Source organism: Streptomyces sp. NPDC000878, from assembly GCF_053599695.1.
In genome coordinates, this window is sequence record NZ_JBSFMT010000118.1 from 1 (window position 1) to 19726 (window position 19726).

At 67.2% G+C, this 19726-nt stretch carries 15 protein-coding genes; 11 read left to right on the forward strand and 4 right to left on the reverse strand.

Translation table 11 applies throughout. The features are described 5' to 3' along the window. Positions 1-117: 117 nt before the first annotated feature. Positions 118-1134 carry an FG-GAP-like repeat-containing protein gene (locus ACWDR4_RS47430; protein ID WP_450418089.1) on the reverse strand — a complete coding sequence of 339 codons (1017 nt, stop codon included), beginning with the start codon at positions 1132-1134 and terminating at the stop codon, positions 118-120. 423 nt (positions 1135-1557) lie between these two features. Next, on the reverse strand, positions 1558-2730 hold the full coding sequence (locus ACWDR4_RS47435; protein WP_450418090.1) for an RNA-guided endonuclease InsQ/TnpB family protein: 1173 nt from the start codon (positions 2728-2730) through the stop codon (positions 1558-1560). Positions 2731-3067: 337 nt separating this feature from the next. Between ACWDR4_RS47435 and ACWDR4_RS47440 the strand changes: the two genes are divergently transcribed. The 7 genes from ACWDR4_RS47440 to glmS all read left to right on the forward strand — a co-directional run bounded on the left by ACWDR4_RS47440 (position 3068) and on the right by glmS (position 15711). After that, the gene (locus tag ACWDR4_RS47440; protein WP_450418092.1) at positions 3068-8926 is read left to right on the forward strand and encodes a ricin-type beta-trefoil lectin domain protein; all 5859 of its coding nucleotides are present in this window, start codon (positions 3068-3070) and stop codon (positions 8924-8926) included. A 78-nt stretch (positions 8927-9004) separates the two neighbouring features. Then, positions 9005-9466, forward strand: coding sequence for a hypothetical protein (locus ACWDR4_RS47445; RefSeq protein ID WP_450418093.1), 462 nt, complete (start codon positions 9005-9007; stop codon positions 9464-9466). A 178-nt stretch (positions 9467-9644) separates the two neighbouring features. Continuing rightward, positions 9645-10082 (forward strand): HEAT repeat domain-containing protein, encoded by a 438-nt coding sequence (locus ACWDR4_RS47450; RefSeq protein ID WP_450418094.1) that lies wholly within the window; start codon positions 9645-9647, stop codon positions 10080-10082. 1048 nt (positions 10083-11130) lie between these two features. Continuing rightward, complete coding sequence (locus ACWDR4_RS47455; protein WP_450418095.1) at positions 11131-11592, forward strand: hypothetical protein; 462 nt, start codon at positions 11131-11133, stop codon at positions 11590-11592. 343 nt (positions 11593-11935) lie between these two features. Further along, a complete protein-coding gene (locus ACWDR4_RS47460; RefSeq protein WP_450418096.1) occupies positions 11936-12532 on the forward strand; it encodes a hypothetical protein in 597 nt (198 codons plus the stop codon). A gap of 408 nt (positions 12533-12940) precedes the next feature. Then, complete coding sequence (locus ACWDR4_RS47465) at positions 12941-13729, forward strand: hypothetical protein (protein ID WP_450418097.1); 789 nt, start codon at positions 12941-12943, stop codon at positions 13727-13729. Positions 13730-13863: 134 nt separating this feature from the next. Beyond that, positions 13864-15711 (forward strand): glutamine--fructose-6-phosphate transaminase (isomerizing), encoded by a 1848-nt coding sequence (glmS, locus tag ACWDR4_RS47470; RefSeq protein ID WP_450418099.1) that lies wholly within the window; start codon positions 13864-13866, stop codon positions 15709-15711. Here the strand turns inward: glmS and ACWDR4_RS47475 are convergent. Together ACWDR4_RS47475 and ACWDR4_RS47480 are read right to left on the reverse strand one after the other, a co-directional pair. Then, entirely contained in the window at positions 15672-15884 is a 213-nt protein-coding gene (locus ACWDR4_RS47475) for a DUF397 domain-containing protein (RefSeq protein WP_450418100.1), read from the reverse strand. The genes glmS and ACWDR4_RS47475 overlap by 40 nt on opposite strands. A 7-nt stretch (positions 15885-15891) precedes the next feature. Beyond that, a complete protein-coding gene (locus tag ACWDR4_RS47480; RefSeq protein ID WP_450418101.1) occupies positions 15892-16728 on the reverse strand; it encodes a helix-turn-helix domain-containing protein in 837 nt (278 codons plus the stop codon). Positions 16729-16861: 133 nt separating this feature from the next. Between ACWDR4_RS47480 and ACWDR4_RS47485 the strand changes: the two genes are divergently transcribed. From ACWDR4_RS47485 to ACWDR4_RS47500, 4 genes are read left to right on the forward strand one after another with little or no spacing between them, the layout of a single operon-like run. After that, complete coding sequence (locus ACWDR4_RS47485; RefSeq protein ID WP_450418103.1) at positions 16862-17296, forward strand: ATP-binding protein; 435 nt, start codon at positions 16862-16864, stop codon at positions 17294-17296. After that, positions 17272-17757, forward strand: a complete 486-nt coding sequence (locus tag ACWDR4_RS47490) for a hypothetical protein (protein WP_450418105.1) — start codon at positions 17272-17274, stop codon at positions 17755-17757. The genes ACWDR4_RS47485 and ACWDR4_RS47490 overlap by 25 nt, the downstream gene beginning before the upstream one ends. Positions 17758-17776: 19 nt before the next feature. Next, positions 17777-18148: a holo-ACP synthase gene (locus tag ACWDR4_RS47495; RefSeq protein ID WP_105974537.1), complete on the forward strand. Its 372-nt coding sequence runs from the start codon at positions 17777-17779 to the stop codon at positions 18146-18148. Between the two features lie 29 nt (positions 18149-18177). After that, positions 18178-19623, forward strand: coding sequence for an NAD(P)H-hydrate dehydratase (locus ACWDR4_RS47500; protein ID WP_450418106.1), 1446 nt, complete (start codon positions 18178-18180; stop codon positions 19621-19623). The last annotated feature ends 103 nt before the right edge of the window (positions 19624-19726 follow it).

Here is a 19726-nt window from a genome sequence, read left to right on the forward strand (position 1 = left end):
CACACCCTCGGATCGCAGGGCATCGTCGATCTGTTCCCCGATGGTGTCGACCGAGCTCTCCGGTTTGATCCCGGACGGCGGAGACAGCGGGTGCGTCACGCACCCCACCCCGGCCGGTCAGCCGACGGCCCCCTTCTCGTTCCAGCCGCTGCTCACCACGGTGGTGTACGCGCCCACCGCGCTCGCCCCGCCGCGATAGAAGCGGACCGTGCCCGCGTCGTCGTTCATGACCGCCCACATGTCCGGGATGCCGTCCAGGTTGACGTCCGGACCGCCCATGAGGAGGCGGATGCTCGATGTCGTCCAGCCGGAGGCCGCGTACTCGGTGTCCGAGCCGTTCAGCGAGCTGGTGGAGACGGCGAGGGAGGCGAGGGAGGTGCCGCCGGCGCCGTCGGACGTGCCGTAGCGGAGCAGGAGACGGCCCGAGGGCAGGCTGCGGTAGAGCAGGTCGACCTCCTCGTCCCCGTTGTGGTCGCCGAGGGAGACCAGGTCGCGGTCGGCCCAGGCGGTGCCCTCGTTCTGGAGGACGGCGCGGGAGAACGTACCGCCCGTGTAGCCGAGGAGGGCCCAGTACTGGTTCCCGGCGAGGGCGAACAGGTCCGGCCGCTTGTCGTTGTCGATGTCGCCGACGGCGAGGATCTGGTCGAGGTCGGCCGGGTCGGGTGCGCCGGAGGGGAGAACGATCTCCGTCTGCCGGGTGATGTCGACGCTGCCGTAGCCGTCGCCCGGGTAGACGTAGAGCTTGCCGTCGGGCATCCGGGCGACGAGGTCCTGGATGCCGTCCCCGGGCAGGAAGTCGCCGTTGTGGGTGATGAGCGCGCCGGTCCAGTAGCTGTCGTACGCGTCGTCCTCCGCGAGGACCGCGCCCTCGTCGTGCGCGGCCGGGAGCGAGGCGTGGATGTCGCCGTTGCTGGGGGCCGGGTAGAGGCGCAGGTCGTCGAACTGGTCGATGACGAACAGGTCGGGCTTGGCGTCGCCGGTGACATCGCCGGGCGCGTCGGCGGTGTCGCGCGGCTTGACGTAGAACACGTACTTGAAGGCCTCAGAGACGTTGGAGGCGGCGTCCACGGCCCGTACGTACAGCACGTTGGGCCCGGCGGAGGGCGGGGTCAGCGTGGCCGTGGCCAACCGCAAGACCGGTGACCTGTGCTGGGGTTCGGACAACGTCACCCTCGCCCTCGGCTGCATCACCTGGGCAACGGTGACGCGGACGGCGAGTACTGGAAGGTCACCACTCGCGACGGCGCGGTGTATTACTTCGGCAAGCACAAGCTGACGTCCACCGAGACCAAGACGACCGACTCCGTACTGACGGTGCCGGTGGCCGGTAACCAGTCCGGCGAGCCCTGCCACGCCACGGCGTTCGCCGACTCCGTGCGCACAGGCCTGGCGCTGGAACCGCGACTACGTCGTGGACCCCCAAGGCAACGCTATGACCCTGTGGTGGGACAAGGACACCAACTACTACGCCAAGAACGTCAACGACCCGGGAATGAATTCCCGGGCTTGCGGCTCGTGATCACCACTGGCGGTGATGGGTCCGGCCGCGTCCAGGACTCACGCGATGGGCGTGAGTTCAGGGGCCGCTGACTGGGCCCCGCAGACCCACGCCATCCACCCGCGGTGGGCGATGTTGTGGGACGAGTTGTGGTCCGCGTGATCAACGAATCCGCAGGACCGGCAGGCGAACCAGGCTTGTGAGGGCCGGTTGCCGCGTTCGGTGTGATGACATTGGGAGCATTCCTGGCTGGTGTAGGCCGGATCGACGTACACCACCGGCACCCCGGCCTTCTTCGCCTTGTAGGCGATGAAGGCGCCGAGTTGCGCGAAGGTCCAGGAGTGGAGCGTGGTGCGTTGGGGCTTTCTCAGCCGGGCCCGCTCGCGAATGCCCTTCAGGTCTTCCAGGGCTACTCCGCGACCGGTGCGTTGAGCCTCCGCCACGATCCGTTTCGAAATCTTGTGGTTGATGTCCTTGTTACGGCGGGCCTCTTTACCCGCGTACTTCCTTGCCCGCCGCTTGGCCGACTTGGTCTGCTTCTGCTGGAGCTTGCGTCGTAGCTTGCGGTCGTTCTCCCGTTTCCGGTTGATCCGGCGCCCGCAGTGGCGTTCGCCGTCGCTCGTGGCTGCGATGTTCACGATGCCGAGGTCCACGCCGAGGAAGGCGACCGGGTGGGTGTTCAGCGCGGCCTCGGGGATCTCGCAAGTCGCGATCAGGTACCACTTCCCGCCCTGGTGCACTAGGTCGGACTCGCCCTGGCGGTGCCGGGCCAGGACCTCCAGCTGTTCAGCCTGTCCGGTGAAGGCGAGGTTTTTCATCCGGCCCGTCGTGGTCCAGATCGACACGGTGCGGGCCTCGTGCTGCCAGGACAGCATCCGGTCGTCGTAGGGCTGGGCGGCCTGCGGGCGAAAGGCGACCGGTTTCCCCGAGGCGTGGGTGTGGCGTTTCGATCCCGGCTTGCCGTACCGGCCGGCCCGCAGATTCGCGGTCAGGGTGGTGTAGGCGTCGCAGGTCTTCTTGATCGAGTGCTGGGCGGCCTGCGCCCCCAGCCCCCACCGGGTCTTGATGCCCTGGTAGGCCAGCTTTCGCAGGGCCAGGTTCTTGCGCGCGCCCTCCTCGAAGGCGACAGACGCGGCCCACGTGGCGGCCTCGTTGCAGGCCGTCAGCGTCGCCTCAAGTGCCGCTGCCTGCCTGGGCGTCGGCAGCAGCCTGACCCGCACCACCAGCTTCATGACGCCGACCCTAATCCTCCGGGAATACCATCCGCCCCACCGCGAACATCCTCAACACGATCAAGCGACCGGTCGCACACATGTACACCTCACGCTCTTCTTTCCGGCTCCGCCGGACACCGATACGGGCGCTCCGTACCCCGAAGACGAAGCTGCTGCGACGGTCCGCGCCACAGCCACGGGATGCGATTCCTCCCGGGCATGAACGCCCGGGGTTCCTCGCAAGATCAGGCTGAAGTTCGGGAAGCCGGTCGCCTACGACCGCGACGCCCACCTCACCCGCATCGACTACGGCCAGCGCTCCAACTCCCTCTTCACCGCCGAGCCGATCGCCCGCGTGACCTTCGCGGTCGACGAGCGCTGCTACAAAGAGGACGCCATCCTCTGCACCGAGGGCAACTTCACCTCGGGCCAGTGGTCGAAGACCCACATCTGGTACGACACCCCGACCGACCTGTACTGCTCGGGAGCGAGCGGCAAGGAGTGCTTCGTACCGGTGCCGACGTTCTGGTCGCGCAAGCGCCTGGCGCAGGTCACTACCTTCGCGCAGCGCACCCAGGGCTCGACCGAACTCTCGAAGGTCGACTCCTGGTCCCTCCAGCAGTCGCTGCCCGCCGAGCGCACCGACGAGGGCACCGCCCTGTGGCTGGAGTCCATCACCCGCACGGGCTTCGGCGCCGACGGCACAGCACTGCCGCTGAACCCGGTGACGTTCGTCGCCAACACCGAGTCCATGCCCAACCGGGTCAAGGAGGGCGCGAACGACCCGGCGCCGACCTTCGACCGGCTGCGCATCGAACGGATCGTGAGCGAGTACGGCGGCGAGACCCTTGTCGACTACTCCGAACCCGTTGACGAGTGCGCCTCCGGCAGCGGCTTCCCCAAGCCCGAGGAGAACACCGGGCTGTGCTTCCCCGCGTACTGGCACCCTGACCCGGACAAGGCCGACGAGAACATCGACTGGTTCAACAAGTACGTCGTCACCAACGTCCAGGAACTGCCCGCCATGACGGGTGTCCCGACGATGACGACCTCCTACGAGTACCCGGGCGACGGCGCCTGGGGCCTGAACCAGGCGGAGTTCTCCAAGAAGAAGACCCGCACCTACGACCAGTGGCGCGGCTTCTCCGTCGTCCGCACGACCGGCGGCGCGGACAACACCGAGCAGTACGTCGGCACCGAGCGCTCGATGACCGAGACCCGCTACTTCCGCGGCATGGACGGCGACCCGCTGCCGGACGGTACGACCCGTTCGGTCGAAGTCAAGGACTACGCCGGCGCGTTGATCGCCGCGGACAAGCTGCCCTACGCCGGCCGCGTCGCGGAGACGATGACGTACACGAAGTACGGCGGCGACCTGTTGACCCGCTCCGTGGACCGTCCGACGTACACGGTGCTGGCCACCCGTACCCGCGACGGCGGCATCCCTCCGCTCAGGGCGTACCGGGTCCTGGACGACCGCAGCTTCTCGGTGACGCGGTCGTCCAGGACCGGTGACGACCTCCGTGAGTGGCGGACCGTCAGGACCTCCTCGACGTACGACGAGTACGGCCTGCCCGTGCGGGTGGAGTCCGAGGGCGACACGGGCCGGACGGGCGACGAGTCGTGCACCGTCTCGTCGTACGTCCACAACACCACCGACTGGCTGATCGGCCTGCCCCTTCAGTCGCGGACCACCCCGGGCACCTGCGCCGCCGCGGCCACGGCGACCGACGCCGACCTGATCGCCGGCTCACGCGTCGCCTACGACGACGGCGACTACGAAGCCACCCCGACCGGCGGCCTCGCGACCACCACCTGGGACATCGACGGGAACGGCGCCTGGAGCCGGCGCGGCACGCTCACCTACGACGACTTCGGCCGCGTGGAGTCCACCACCGACGCCCTGGGCTACACCGACACGACCACGTACACGCCCGGGACGGGCCAGGTGTACTCGGTCACCACGGCCAACGAACTCGGCCACGAGGAGACGACGGTCGTCGACCCGGCCCGTGGCACCTCCCTGAAGGAGACCGACACCAACGGCCACTACAGCGCGTTCGCCTACGACGCGCTGGGCCGCACGACGGCCGGCTGGAGCGACGCCACACAGACCACGTCCACCAAGCCCCTGGTGAAGTTCGCCTACAACACCACGGCCGGTGATCCGGTGTCCGTGGTCACCTCCGCGCTCAACGACCGTGGTGTGTACGAGGATTCAGTGGTCCTCTACGACGGCCTGGGCCGCGAGCGGCAGCGGCAGGAGCCCGCGGTCGGCAAGGGCCGCCTGATCACCGACACCCACTACAGCGCGAACGGCACGATCGAGCGCACGGACAACGCCTACTACGCGCCGGGCGACCCGAGGACGGTGATGTTCGACGTCGACTCCGACTTCCGCATCCCCAACGCCACGCTGTACGCGTACGACGGCCTGGGCCGGACCCTGTCCGAGACCCCCTACGAGGCGGGAACCACCAGGCCCGAGAAGTCGACCCGCTACGAGTACGGCTACGACTACTCCACGGTCATCGAACCGACCGGCGCCGCCGCGCAGCGCAGTTACAGCGACGCCCTCGGCCGCACGGTCCGCGTGGACACCTTCACCGACGGCCTGCGCTCGGCCTACCGCGCCACGGAGTACGCGTTCGACGAGCGCGGCGACCAGGTCGGCGCGACCGACAGCCAGGGCAACACCTGGTCGTGGACGTACGACGCCCGGGGCCGCCAACTCACGGCGACGGACCCGGACACCGGCACGACCTCGACCACGTACGACGTCCTGGACCGCCCGGTGACGACGACCGACGCGCGCGGCGTGAAGGTCTGGACGGGCTACGACGAACTGTCGCGCCCGACCGCGCAGCACCTGAACTCGTCCACCGGCGCGAAGCTGACCGAGACGACCTACGACGGACTGATCGGCGCCGCCGGCCTCCCCTCGAAGTCGACCCGCTACACCGACGGCCTCCCCTACACCACGGAGGTGTTGGGCTACACCGACGACTACCAGCCCAAGGGCACCCGGCTCACGCTGCCGCCGCTGGTGGCGCAGGAGCACGGCTTGCTCGATGTGTACGCGTACACGTACGAGTACTCGCGCATGGGCCAGCTCACCTCGGTGACCCTGCCGAAGGCGGGCACGCTGGACTCGGAGCAGGTCGTCACCCGCTACAACGCGGACGGCCTGCCGGTCTCCACGTCCGGCCTGGACTGGTACACGGCGGAGACCGACTACAGCCCCTACGGCGAGGTCCTGCGCACGGTCACCGGCGAGATGCCGACCAGGGTGTGGACCACGAATCTGTACGACGAGAGCACGGGCGAACTCACCCGCTCGATAGTCGACCGCGAGTCCATCACGGACACGACGGGTGTGGCGGGCCACCGCGTCAACAACCGCACGTACGCCTACGACAACGCGGGCAACGTCACGAAGACCGAGGACACGGTCGACTCGGTGACGGACCGTCAGTGCTTCACGTACGACGTGATCGGCCAGCTCACGCGGGCATGGACGGCGAGCGACACGGGGTGCGCCACGGCGACGGACGGCACGCCGACGGGGGTCACGGCGGGCGCGCGGGGCGACGGGTACCACAAGTCGTACAAGTACGACGAGGCCGGCAACCGCGAGAAGCTGGTGGAGTACGACCCGGCCGGGGACGTGACGAAGAACGCGACGACGACGTACACGTACGGCAAGGCGGACGGCTCCCAGCCGCACACGCTGACCGGTATGTCGCACACGGTGGGCTCGGCTCCGCAGGTCACCGAGGCGGCGACGCTGACGTACGACGCGACGGGCAACACGGAGACCCGTACGTACGGAGGCGACGAACAGGCCCTGTCCTGGACGTGGGACGGGCAGGTCGAGAAGGTCACCGGCTTCGGCGAGAACGGGTCCGGGGCGTGGGTGGGGCTGGCGGGCAAGTGCCTGGACGTGCAGTCGGGCGCGACGGCGACGGGCACGCCGGTCCAGTTGTACGACTGCAACGGCACGAAGGCGCAGAAGTTCCGCATCGACGCGGCGGCGGGTTCGTCGGACGCGTCGACGGGTGCGCTGAAGGTGCTGGGCAAGTGCGTGATCCCGTCCGGGGGCGGGACGGCGAACGGCACGGCGGCGGTGCTCGCGACCTGCGACGGCAGCGCCGGCCAGCAGTGGACGACGCTGTCGGCGGGCGACAAGCTCAAGCACGTCTCGTCGGGGAAGTGCCTGGACGTCCCGTCCTCCAACTCGGCGTCGGGCACGGACCTCCAGCTGTACACCTGCGACACGGACGGCCAGGCCCAGACCTGGGCACCGGCCAACGAGACGACGTACGTCTACGGCCCCGGCGGCGAGCGGCTGATGGCGCTGAGCGCCGCGGAGAGTGTCCTCTACCTGGGCGACACGACGGTGGCGCGGACGGCGAGCGGGACGGCCGCCTACACGGAGCGCTATTACGCCCAGCCAGGCGCTCCGGCGGTGATGCGACACGCGCAGGGCAGCGCCACGACGTCTACGTTGCACGCACAGATCACCGACCAGAACGGCACGGCGTACGCGGATGTCGCCCTGGCGGCGGGCAACGCGGTGGTCTTCTCGCGCACGGATCCGTTCGGGGTGCAGCGGGGTGCGGAGTCCAACGGGTGGCGCTCGCACCAGGGTTACATCGGCGGCGACGACGACGCGTCGAGCGGGCTGGTGCATCTGGGCGCACGGGAGTACGACCCGTCGACGGGTCGGTTCCTGTCGGCGGACCCGGTGCTGGATCTGGCTGATCCGGTGCAGATGAACGGGTACGTGTATTGCGAGAACAATCCGGTTACCTACGCCGACCCCTCGGGGCTGATGTCTCGGGCGGACGGGGGCGGGGGTGGCGGCACCGGAGGGTATTACGGTCCGACCGCCTCGGAGGTCGCGGAGGCACGCGAGACGGTCGACACGACGGTGTCGCAGGTCGTCGTGTCGATGGGCGGCGAGATGCTGAAGGAGTTCGTGGGCTGGAAGGAGATCAAGAGCTGCTTCACGCGGGGTGATCTCTGGTCCTGCGGCGAGGTGATCATCTCGGCCATCCCGTACGGCAAGTTGGGGAAGATCCCCTCGGTAGTGAGGATGGTCGACAAGATCACCAAGGCGATCATCGGACTGCGCGCCGCGAAGGCCAAGGCCCGCATGGTCATCGCGGCGGCGGAGAAGGCCGCGGAACTGGCTCGCAAGGCGGAGAAACAGGCGAAGGCGGCGGCGCTGAAGGCGGCGCAGGCGGCGAAGAAGAGGGCGCAGGAGGCGGTTACCAGAGCCACGAAGGCGGCGTCGAAGAAGACGGGCAACGCGGTCCAGAAGACCCAGAAGGCCGTGGCGAAGGTCAAGGAGACGGTCAGAACCGGGGCCCAGAAGATCCGGGACAGCATCGGCCGCAAGGGCGAGTGCAACAGCTTCTTCCCCGGCACGCCGGTGCTGATGGCCGACGGCAAGGCCAAACCGATCGAGGACGTCAAGAACGGTGACAAGGTCGTCGCCACCGACCCCGAAACCGGCGAGACGGCCGTGGAGACGGTCACCGCCGAGATCAAGGGCGAGGGCATCAAGAATCTTGTCAAGGTGACCCTTGACACCGACGGTGACAAGGGCGACGCCATTGCCTCGCTGACCGCGACCGACGGTCACCCCATTTGGGTTCCGGAATTCGGCGACTGGATCGACGCCACCGACCTGTACTCCGGCCAGTGGCTCCAGACCAGTGCCGGCACCCATGTCCAGATCACGGCAATCGAGCGCTGGACCGCCCAGCAGGCCACCGTCCACAACCTCACTGTCAGCGACCTCCACACGTACTACGTGCTGGCGGGGGCAACACCGGTTTTGGTGCACAATGCTGACGCGGGTTGCGCCAACAAGCTCAGGAATGCCCTCAATGCTGCTGGTGACTTGGAACCGGCAACGCCTCACTCCCCGCACCATATTGTGGCAGGAAATTCGCCGAAAGCCGCTCCTGCAAGGGCGCAGCTGGATAGATTCGGAATCGGCGTGAACGACGCCGAGAATGGTGTCTGGCTGCCGAGGAGCAGTTCATCTCCCAACCCGAATGGGCTGTCGGTGCACTCGAAGGTTCACACAAATGACTACTATGCCTACGTGAATAACTTGATGAGTGGAGCCAGGAATAGGAGTGAAGCGCTTGACGTCATAGGCCACGTCAAGCGGCAGCTGCAAGGCGGCCACTGGCCGTAGGTCGAAAGTGCCCGTCCGCTGAGGGGTAGGGAGGCGGGTACTGGGCAGGGTGCGTTCCGCTGGACTCGAAAGGTAATCATGTCTAGGAAGCAGCAGGTAGATTCGGCGGAAGGCGTCGCACGCCGACTCGTCGAGGAGATGGGTGGCTTCGACCCGTCACTCTCGGGGTTGACTCGGCTGGTGAAGCGATTTTCGGCGATCGAGTTTGAGGTGCCAGAACTTCCCGACGCGGACGGATACCTCTTCCAGTACGGCGAGGTCAACTGGTTCCCGGAGCCCACCTTCGCTCTCGGCATTGTTCGACAGCTTGAAGTTGTTGACGCGGCTGGCGAGCATGAGTCTTATGTTCAAGTGCAATTCGAATTCAGGTACCCTTTGGATAGCGACCTCGATTCTGTAGGAAACCATTCGGAGTGGTGGTTCCCTGGCGGTGAAGTCTCGTTCGATAGTTGGTTGGATTCCGTGGATCGAGCTGAAATTTTGAATCGTCTGGCCGCGAAAACTCCCCGTGATTTCGCGATCTGGCAAGAGACGGTTTAGCTGTGACCCACACAGTGGCTGGCTCTCGCGGTCACGTGAGGACGTTCCGGTACGGAGCATTGAGGCTGAGTGACAGAACACGCGCTGCCTTGAAGTTATCGCCTTTCGGTAGGGCCTGATCCAGAGAATGGCGGACTAATCGGCTCGGCGGCGCCTGGAGTCGGGAAGTGGTCAAAATATGACCTCCGAGGAACGGAAGCTGATCCTGTTGTTGGTCACCTATCCCGGGTCTGGACGCGAGGGATCCCCGGAAGTGGTGCTTCGTCACTTCGGTACCGACGATGGAAGTGCTCTGGGTCTCCGCCTCCTGCGCGATTCCCTGGATCGGCGGGACGGGATCGACGTCGAGTTGGCACTCATCGTGGGCGCCACATTCGGTGTGACGGAGGACTATGTCGATCTGCTGGTGCAGTTGTCCGCCGCCAACTGGCATCAAAGTCACGAGGACATCGTGTCAGCCTTGGCCAAGCTGCGTACGCCCCGTGGCATTGAGGCCCTCTACCAGGCGACGCAATGGGTCCCCGAGTACCTCGATTACGACGACAGCCGAGCATTGGCGACGAAGGCGATCTGGGGCCTGGCCCCACTCCGGGACCTGGGGCGAGGGAAGCACTAACTCGGCTGCTCGACTCGGGCGACGACATTGTGAGGGAACAGGCGGAAGCCCGGCTCGGCGGCCGGAGGTAGTAGGGGCGGCTTCAAGATTTGGGGATGAATGAGGGGTTGGCGGTGAGCGAACAGGCCGCGCAACTCTCAGATGCGTGTCAAGGCTGCGGTGTCCTCTGTACAGGATGGGCGGTGCAGTTGACCAGGGAGGGGCGGCTTCGGTGGGAGGTCGAGTGGGAGTGCGATGCTTGCGGAACCATTTCGCATGACGGGGAATGGGGTTCAGCTCCGCCAGAGGTACGCAATGTAATTTTGGCGCAGCATGGCTACTACTGCCTGCAATTGGCGGATAGAGAGTCTCGTGGTGGGGTAATCCTGAAGGCGTTTCGCGACGCATTCGACCTGGCCATTCGGCAGGCCCAGGAATCGGCGAGCAAGTTGAAGAAATCTGGGTATGAAGGCACGTATGTGGAGACACATTTCCTCTCCGAGCTATTGCAAGGAGAGGGAGTCGTCACGGTGTTGCGCCCCGGCGCCTGTGCTTGAATTCACCGGTCTCTTCCGAGGGATATTCCATCCCGGCCGTAGAGGCGGATTCAAGATTTGGGGATGATGAGGTGCGATGAACCTCCAAGATGTTGTTCGCGATCTGGACCAGCTCTCCAAGAGAAGGGACGATCTATATCCCCCAGGACGATGTGATTTTCGACGGAAGCACACTTGCCTTGGTTGTGTCGCCCGAGGCGGCGCCAGCGACTGGTTGGCGATACCTGCTTGAGGTGTTTATCGCCCGAGATGTCCTAGAGGTTTGGTCGTCCTGGCGAGGCGATAGAGCCCCGTCTATAGACGAGGCGTGTGAGGCGATCATCTACTACGCAGATAACGACGCGTATCAGGAGGACTAGTGGGCGTTGCGGACGAGGGTATGAATCTCTCCATCATGCTCGACGGAATGCCAGATGCTGGGGCGCAGGACCTAGCGGACCTGCTCATGCCAGGAAGCGAGCCAGTCGGCAACCGAGGTGGCATTGTGGCCTCGACCTGGCCGAACAATCCGTATGACCGACAGTAGTTCCTATGCGAGCCACCCGGAATACCTTCCGGACTTCATGAACGACCCCCGCGACGATGATGGTCGCCAGGTTGTGAAGTTGGATCTCGCTGAGAACCGTGAACTGACGGCAGCGAGCCTGAGCAGGTTTCCGGCCGCCAGGGGCGACGTAATCGACTTCGAATCCATTTCGTACGAAGACCGTGTCTGGTGGGACGACGAGGAGCATTGGACGAGGATGGCGACAGAACTGCTTTCCTCGTACGTACAGCGGGGGGAGCGGATCGCCATCATCTGGGGAAATTATCTGATGCCGACCGTGACCATGCCTGCAGATGTCGCAGTGCGACACGCGCAGGACATCCTGGACGCCGGGCCACACTTCTGGATCCACCCGCTTGGTGGTTCGGTGCTCATTGAATGCCTGATGGATGGGCAGGTGACGGTCGCGACGATTCCGTCCCCTTAGTGCTGCATCCGATCGTTCACGTGACGTGATGATGATTGGACTCGTTGGTGGTGGATGGGCAAGGCGATTGCAAAGTTCATTGATCGTGCGTTGACGGGTCAGTCGCTGATGGCGCAACGGAGAAAGTGGACGCAGTACATAATTAAGAGTTCTGGTATAGGTCGCCGCACTCGTAGCGGCGCCTTCGTAACCCTGGTTCTTCCCTTCGCGCTGGTCGCCGGATGTGGGAACTCCAGCGGTTCCGGCGGCGAGAGCGGCGCAAGCGCAGGGGGCCGAGACTGCCGACTCCGCTGCGAGTACCCCGAGTTCTCCGAGTGCGTCCGAGGCGCGGGCCGCCGCTGAGTTGGACAAGCTGGCCCTGGCGGAGAGTGACCTAAGGGGGTTTGCCGTCAGGAAGCTCGCAGCGGTCGAGGTGCACACGCAGCATGACGTGCGTACGGCCGAGGAGGACTGCGCTCCGCTCAGCCAGGCCGAGTTCGGGGTGGCCATGGGGGACCCGGTGGCCACCGAGCAGCGCCGGGTGACGTCCGAATTCGATGACGACGTGATTGCTGCTGCGGGCTCCGAGGAGGAGTTGGAGGCGGCATTCGCGATCACCAGCACCATGGTGACCCTTGCTTCGTGCGACAGCCCGGACCAGGCCCAAGCGGTACTCGAGGCGCTCAGGAGCGGACTCGCCGCGTGTGACGGCGGGTTCTCGTCGCTGGGCGTCGACAAGGTGAGTGTGGACACCGCGCCGAAAGCGGGGGATGAGGCCGTCGCGTTCACCGTGACACCCGGTCAGGACGACGTTCAGGTGGGCCCGACGAAGGCCGTGGTCTTCCGGCATGGCAGCACCATTGCCCAGTTCGGCACCGAAGACCCTTCCGCCACCGGACCCACCGACGACTTCGACTTTCCGACCGCACTGATCGAGGCGCAGGAAGCGAAACTGGGCTGACGGTTCACAGCCGGAATCGAACCCTCCAAATGGCAGTGCGACGATGTCGGCCTCGTTTTGGTTGCGTGATTGCGGGTTTTTTTGTGTCGCGCGGGTGGTTTCGGTCATGGAGTTCGATGTGGCTTTTCGGGTACTTTATGCCGAAGTTGACTTGGGTGGGAGGTGTAGCTATTGCCCAACTTCTCTCTATTCTGGGCGGTATGTGGATTTCCCGGGTCGGGTCAACCAAGGCTCGATTTCAGACGACCGATCACAGTGTCATTGCGATCGGATATCGGCTGGCACCCCTGTGAACTCCCGCTGTTTTCTGCTGCGTAAAGTGCGGATAAAGCGATGGCGCTTCGCTGGATACCGCAAGGGTGGCCGTGAGGTGTCATCGGTGCTTCTTTGAAAGTGAGAGTTTTCGACGTGAGATCCACCGTTGTTCGCCGTACCGCCCTCGCCGCCTCCGCCGCTGCCCTGGCGCTCCTCGTCACCGCCTGTGGTGGTTCGTCCGACGGCGACAGTGGCAGCGACAAGGTCGGCAGTGACGGCGAGAGCACCCAGGCCGGAAAGACCGCCACCGCCAAGGCGCTCACCGCCGCCGAGTTGACGAAGGTCGCCCTCGTGCAGGTCGACGTCAAGAGCGGGACGCTCGCCGAGAAGGTGCCGGCGAAGGACGACATCGCGCCGGCCAAGGTGACGTCGGAGGACGCGGCCTGCGCGCCGCTCGCGTACCTCCAGGCCGGCAGCTATGTCGGTGAGCCGGCGGCCACGGTGAAGCGGGCCTGGAAGGGCGAGGCCGTGAAGCCTGCCGCGGGGGCGAGTGACGAGGACCAGTTCCTCGCCGCTCTCGACCTGGAGCAGGCCATCATCACGCTGGCTTCCTACGAGGACGGCGGAGCCGAGCAGGCGATGAAGGACCTGAGTACGGCCGCCGAGAAGTGCGCTGCCGGTTTCTCCTACACGGTGGCCGGTACGGCGACCAAGGCCGCGAAGGTGGTCACGACCACGGCGCCCGAGGGAGCGGACGAGGCGCTTGCCCTGACCGTGAGCGTGAACGCCGATGGCGTGAAGGCGCCGATGAAGGCCGTGATCCTCCGCAAGGGCGCCACCGTCGTCTACATCCCTGCCGTCAACTTCGCCGCGGCGGCCACCGGCAAGGACTACGACTTCCCCACGGAGATCGTCGACGCGCAGCTGGCCAAGCTCAGCTGATCCGCTTCGATTCGCTCTGCTCTGCCCTGCTCTGATCCGGTTCCCGCCGAGGGCCCTCGTACCCCGGCGGGAATTTCCGATATCGGGCACGCGGTGCACGGGTGCGGCGCTTGTTCGATCGTAGGCTGCGGGACATGTGCGGAATCGTGGGTTACGTGGGGTCGCAGTCGGCTCTCGACGTCGTGATGGCCGGGCTGAAGCGGCTGGAGTACCGGGGGTACGACTCGGCCGGTGTGGCTGTGCTCGCGGATGGTGGGCTGGCCGGCGCCAAGAAGGCCGGGAAGCTCGTCAATCTGGAGAAGCAGCTCGTCGAGCGGCCGTTGCCGAGCGGGGGCACGGGCATCGGGCACACCCGGTGGGCCACCCACGGCGGGCCCACCGACGCCAACGCCCATCCGCATCTCGACAACGCCGGACGCGTCGCCGTCGTCCACAACGGGATCATCGAGAACTTCGCCGCGCTGCGGGGCGAGTTGGCCGAGCGCGGGCACGAACTCGCCTCCGAGACCGACACCGAGGTCGTCGCGCATCTGCTCGCCGAGGAGTTCTCCGCGTGTGCCGATCTCGCTGAGGCCATGCGGCTCGTCTGCCGGCGGCTCGAAGGTGCGTTCACGCTGGTCGCCGTGCATGCCGACGAGCCGGACGTAGTCGTCGGGGCGCGGCGGAACTCGCCGCTCGTGGTGGGCGTTGGAGAGGGCGAGGCCTTTCTCGCCTCGGACGTCGCCGCGTTCATCGCCCACACGCGGTCGGCGATCGAGCTGGGGCAGGACCAGGTGGTGGAGCTGCGCCGGGACGGGGTCACGGTGACCGGCTTCGACGGCAGTCCGGGGGACGCGCGGTCGTATCACGTCGACTGGGATGTGTCGGCCGCGGAAAAGGGGGGCTATGACTACTTCATGCTCAAGGAGATCGCCGAGCAGCCCAAGGCTGTCGCCGATACCTTGCTCGGGCGTATCGACGCGGCCGGCTCACTGACGCTGGACGAGGTGCGGATTCCCGCGAGTGCGTTGCGGGAGGTCGAGAAGGTCGTGGTGGTGGCGTGCGGTACGGCTTTTCACGCCGGACTCATCGCCAAGTACGCCATCGAGCACTGGACGCGCATTCCGTGCGAGGTGGAGTTGGCGAGCGAGTTCCGGTACCGGGATCCGATTCTCGACGCGCGGACCCTCGTCATCGCCATCTCTCAATCCGGCGAGACCATGGACACCCTGATGGCACTGCGGCACGCCCGCGAGCAGGGTGCCAAGGTGCTGGCCATCTGCAACACCAACGGCTCGACGATTCCGCGCGAGTCGGACGCGGTGCTGTACACGCATGCGGGGCCCGAGGTCGCCGTCGCGTCGACCAAGGCGTTCCTCACGCAGTTGGTGGCTTGCTATCTGGTCGCCCTGTACCTGGGCCAGGTGCGCGGTACCAAGTGGGGCGACGAGATCCGGGCCGTCGTACGTGACTTGGCGGCGATTTCCGGTGCGGTCGAGCGCGTACTGGAGACCATGGAGCCCGTGCGCGAGCTGGCACGTTCGCTCGCCGACAAGAACACGGTGCTGTTCCTGGGGCGGCACGTGGGATACCCGGTGGCTCTCGAAGGCGCGCTCAAGCTGAAGGAGTTGGCGTACATGCACGCCGAGGGCTTCGCGGCGGGCGAGCTGAAGCACGGGCCGATCGCGCTGATCGAGGACGACGTGCCGGTGGTTGTCGTGGTGCCCTCGGCTCGGGGGCGGTCCGTCCTCCACGACAAGATCGTGTCCAACATCCAGGAGATCCGGGCCCGGGGTGCGCGCACGATCGTCATCGCGGAGGAGGGCGACGAGGCGGTGGTGCCGTACGCGGACCACCTGATTCGCATTCCGGCGACACCGACGTTGCTTCAGCCGCTGGTGGCCACGGTGCCGTTGCAGGTGTTCGCCTGTGAGCTGGCGACGGCTCGGGGCAACGAGGTGGATCAGCCTCGGAACCTGGCGAAGTCGGTGACGGTGGAGTGAATCGACTTCAGGGTGTCCAGGAAGGAGGCGAAGGCTTCCGTCTGGAAGGTGAGGGTGCGGGTGGCCGGCGCCTTGGAGTCGCGGATGGCTATGTGGATGGGGGAGTTGGCGATCTCCACACAGTTGTTGCCGTCTCCCTCGCCTGAGTAGGACGACTTCCGCCAGTTGTCCATGGAGACCTCACAGCTCTTGCGCCAGCTTGTGGATGAAATCCCGCGACCGCTCGGGAGCGAGTGATACAGCCTCCACTTTACGGAAGCGCGTTCGATAGGTGTTGAGCTGAGCCTCGGAATCGATCAGGACCGTTCCGTGGGGAGCGTCGCGCACCACCGTGTCGAGTCTGGCCAGCGAGCCGCCCACGTACGTCATCGTGCTGGAGGCTCTGGTGAAGCCGTCCAGGTCGAAGGGGATGACGCGCAAGGTGATGTGGTCCTCTTCGGAGAGCTTGAGGAGCCGGACGAGTTGAGCCTTTGAAGCGGCCCGGTCGCTGACTCGAATCCGAAGCGCCGACTCATGGACCACGGCTTCGTAGGGGGTGGTCGCCTCCTGGCGCGTCATCCGGTGCCTAATGCGCAACTCAAGCTCGTCGTGGGTGAGTTCGGGCAGCCTGGACGAGAAGACGGCACGCGCGTAGTCCTCCGTTTGTAGGAGGCCCGGCACGTAGAGGATCGCTACCTCGTGCAGGAAGGTGGCGTGGTGGTCCAGTTCGGCGAGGTCCAGGAACGGCGTGGGCAGCAGACCCCGGTAGGCCTCCCACCAGCCGCGTGTTCGGTCCGTGGCCATCGCGACCAGGGCGTCGACGAACTCGGCGTCTGTGCAGGCGTAATGGGAGGCGAGTCGTCGCAGCCGCTCCTCACTCACGCCCGTGAGTCCGGATTCGATGTGGCTGATCTGAACCCTGTTTGCCCCGAGGAGCGTTGCTGCCTGGACGGCGGTGAGGCCTGCCGCCTCGCGGAGCTTGCGCAGTTCGGCCCCCAGCCGGATCTGTCGTGCTGTTGGCTCACGCCTTTGGACCATGGGGTGTTGTTCCTTCTTTCGGGGGCGGATCACGCGATCGGCTTGCCGTGGGTAACAGGTTACCCCTACCGTCGGTGACGCGACGCGCACTCTGCGACACGCCTGGACCCCACCACCGAACGGGAGTTGACGCATGCCCGAAACCGAGAAAGAGGCCGAGCCCGAGTCCTGGGAGTACTCCCTGTACATCCCCAGCGACCTCCGAGCCGTCACCGTCAGCCGCCGCACCCTCCGCCTGATCCTGACCATGCACGGGCTCATCGGCCTCGTCGACGTCGCCGAACTCCTCGCCAGTGAGCTGGTGTCCAACGCGGTACGGCACACCGAGGGGCCCGCCGCCCTGCGCGTCCGCTGGTCCGCCGGCGTCCTGCGAATCGGGGCCTGGGACGCGGACCCCCGACCGCCTCAGCCGCCCCAGGAGTTGGGGCAGTTCGTCGAGCTGGAGTCGGAGGACGGGCGTGGGCTGGGGATGGTGGTGGCCTGCGCCGATCTGTGGGGGTGGCAGCCGTTGAGCCGGTTCGGGAACCGAGGCAAATTCGTGTGGTGCGAGCTGCGGGCCGCCGCGTGATGCACCCGAACCGAGAGCTGCGTCTGCGCCCGGAACTGGAAGAGGAAGTCTCCGGCATTGCCACGGGGCTAGTGGCGGCCATGGCTCTGGTGGGCCTCTCGCCCGAGAAGGCCATGGCCGAACTCCACGGCAGGCTCAGGGAGATCAGCAAACGGGAGGGTCTGTCGCCCGGAGAGATCGCGTATCTGCGGGGAAAGATCGAGAAATGGCCGCCGGGCTACGCCGAGCGGTGGGCCACTGGCTACGCCGCCGGCCTGGCGAACGGGAAAGCCGAGGCGATTCTGACCGTGCTGGAAGTACGGGGGCTCCCCGTCTCCGACGACATCCGCGAATGCGTCACCACCTGCGCCGACCTTGCTCGCCTCGATGACTGGCTCGACCGCGTCGGCACGGTGGAGCGTGCTGAGGATCTGTTCGCCGGGGACCCGGATGCTGTGCCGAACGCTCCTGAACAGGGCTGACGGATCGTAGAGTGCCCGGATGAGCATCATCGGAGTCGGGATCGACGTCGCCGAGATCGAGCGGTTTCGGGCCTCGCTGGAGCGGACGCCCGGGTTGGCCCAACGGCTTTTCCTGGAGAGCGAGCTGCTGTTGCCCAGCGGTGAGCGGCGTGGTGTCGCCTCGCTTGCTGCCCGGTTCGCCGCCAAGGAGGCGCTCGCCAAGGCGCTGGGCGCGCCGGGCGGGATGCTCTGGACGGACGCGGAGGTCTGCGTCGAGGACAGTGGGCGCCCCTGGCTGCGGGTGACGGGGACGGTGGCCGCGCGCGCGGAGGAACTCGGGGTGCGGTCGTGGCATGTGTCGCTCAGCCATGACGCGGGGGTGGCTTCGGCGGTGGTGGTGGCGGAGGGGTAGGGCTCGGGCCGTACGAGAGACTCGACCCCATGCGAACTGCGTACAGCGTGGAGACGGTACGGGCGGCCGAGCGCGAGCTGATGGCACGGTTGCCGGAGGGAGCGCTCATGCAGCGCGCGGCGGCCGGACTGGCCGTCGCCTGCGGCCAGTTGATGGGGCGGGTGTACGGAACCCGGGTCGTGCTGCTCGTCGGCAGCGGTGACAACGGCGGCGACGCCCTGTACGCCGGCGCCCGGCTCGCCCGGCGCGGAGCGGGCGTCACGGCGGTACTGCTCGCGCCGGAGCACACGCACGCCGGGGGGCTTGCGGCGCTGCGGGGGGCGGGCGGGACGGTGATGGGCGCCGGTGCCGAGGCTCTGGGGGGAGTGATTCTCCGGGCCGATCTCGTCGTCGACGGCATCGTCGGGATCGGCGGGCAGGGCGGGCTGCGGGCCGACGCCGTGCCGCTGGCGGAGGCGGTACGGGAGTCGCGGGCCGCCGTGGTCGCCGTCGATCTGCCCAGCGGGGTCGACGCCGACAGCGGCGAGGTGCGTGGCGTGGCGATCCGGGCCGACCTGACCGTCACCTTCGGGACCCACAAGCCGGGGCTGCTCATCGACCCCGCGCGCGAGTACGCCGGGACGGTACGGCTCGTCGACATCGGGCTCGGCGAGGTGCTGCCCGGGCGGGCCGAGCTGGAGGCGCTGCAACACGCGGACGTCGCCCGGCTGTTGCCGGTGCCTGGGGCCGAGAGCGACAAGTACCGGCGGGGCGTCGTCGGGATCGCGGCCGGGTCGGCGCGGTATCCGGGGGCCGCTGTGCTGGCCGTCGCGGGGGCGCTGCGGGGTGGGGCGGGGGCCGTGCGGTACGTGGGGCCGGCGGCGGATGCCGTGATCGCCCGTTTCCCGGAAGCGCTGGTGTCCGACCAGGGGCCGCGGGCGGCGGGGCGGGTGCAGGCGTGGGTGGTCGGGCCCGGGGCCGGGGACGACGCCGGCACGGTCGCCGAGGTGCTGGAGGCGGACGTGCCTGTGCTGATCGACGCGGACGGGTTGCGGCTGGTGGACCGGGACGCCGTACGGGCCCGTACCGCGCCGACGCTGATGACCCCGCATGCGGGAGAGGCCGCCGCGCTGCTGGGTGTGGCCCGTGCGGAGGTGGAGGGGGCGCGGCTGGCCTCCGTCCGCGAACTCGCCGCCCGATACGGCGCGACCGTCCTCCTCAAGGGCTCGACCACCCTCGTCGCCGGTCCGGGGGACGGCCCCGTACGGGTCAATCCGACGGGCACGGCCTGGCTTGCCACCGCCGGTAGTGGGGACGTGCTGTCGGGGTTGTGCGGGTCGTTGCTCGCGGCGGGGCTTTCGGCGGTGGACGCGGGGAGTGTGGGGGCGTATCTGCACGGGCTGGCGGGGAGGTTGGCGGCGGAGGGGGCGCCGGTGGGGGCGCAGGGGGTTGCGGAGGGGGTGGGGAGGGCTTGGCGGGATGTTCGGGGTGGGTGAACGGGGGATTGTCCTCGCCCCCGCCGCCCCTACCCGTCCCATCCCGGGGGGGGGGGGGGGCCCGGCCCCCCCCCCCCCCCCCCGGCGCCCCGGGGGGCGGCGC

Excerpts from the sequence above, each read along its gene's own strand:
- ACWDR4_RS47435 (WP_450418090.1), bottom strand. The coding sequence starts at position 2,730 with ATGAAGCTGGTGGTGCGGGTCAGGCTGCTGCCGACGCCCAGGCAGGCA.
- ACWDR4_RS47445 (WP_450418093.1), top strand. The coding sequence starts at position 9,005 with ATGTCTAGGAAGCAGCAGGTAGATTCGGCGGAAGGCGTCGCACGCCGA.
- ACWDR4_RS47450 (WP_450418094.1), top strand. The coding sequence starts at position 9,645 with ATGACCTCCGAGGAACGGAAGCTGATCCTGTTGTTGGTCACCTATCCC.
- ACWDR4_RS47455 (WP_450418095.1), top strand. The coding sequence starts at position 11,131 with ATGACCGACAGTAGTTCCTATGCGAGCCACCCGGAATACCTTCCGGAC.
- glmS (WP_450418099.1), top strand. The coding sequence starts at position 13,864 with ATGTGCGGAATCGTGGGTTACGTGGGGTCGCAGTCGGCTCTCGACGTC.
- ACWDR4_RS47475 (WP_450418100.1), bottom strand. The coding sequence starts at position 15,884 with ATGGACAACTGGCGGAAGTCGTCCTACTCAGGCGAGGGAGACGGCAAC.
- ACWDR4_RS47480 (WP_450418101.1), bottom strand. The coding sequence starts at position 16,728 with ATGGTCCAAAGGCGTGAGCCAACAGCACGACAGATCCGGCTGGGGGCC.
- ACWDR4_RS47485 (WP_450418103.1), top strand. The coding sequence starts at position 16,862 with ATGCCCGAAACCGAGAAAGAGGCCGAGCCCGAGTCCTGGGAGTACTCC.
- ACWDR4_RS47495 (WP_105974537.1), top strand. The coding sequence starts at position 17,777 with ATGAGCATCATCGGAGTCGGGATCGACGTCGCCGAGATCGAGCGGTTT.
- ACWDR4_RS47500 (WP_450418106.1), top strand. The coding sequence starts at position 18,178 with ATGCGAACTGCGTACAGCGTGGAGACGGTACGGGCGGCCGAGCGCGAG.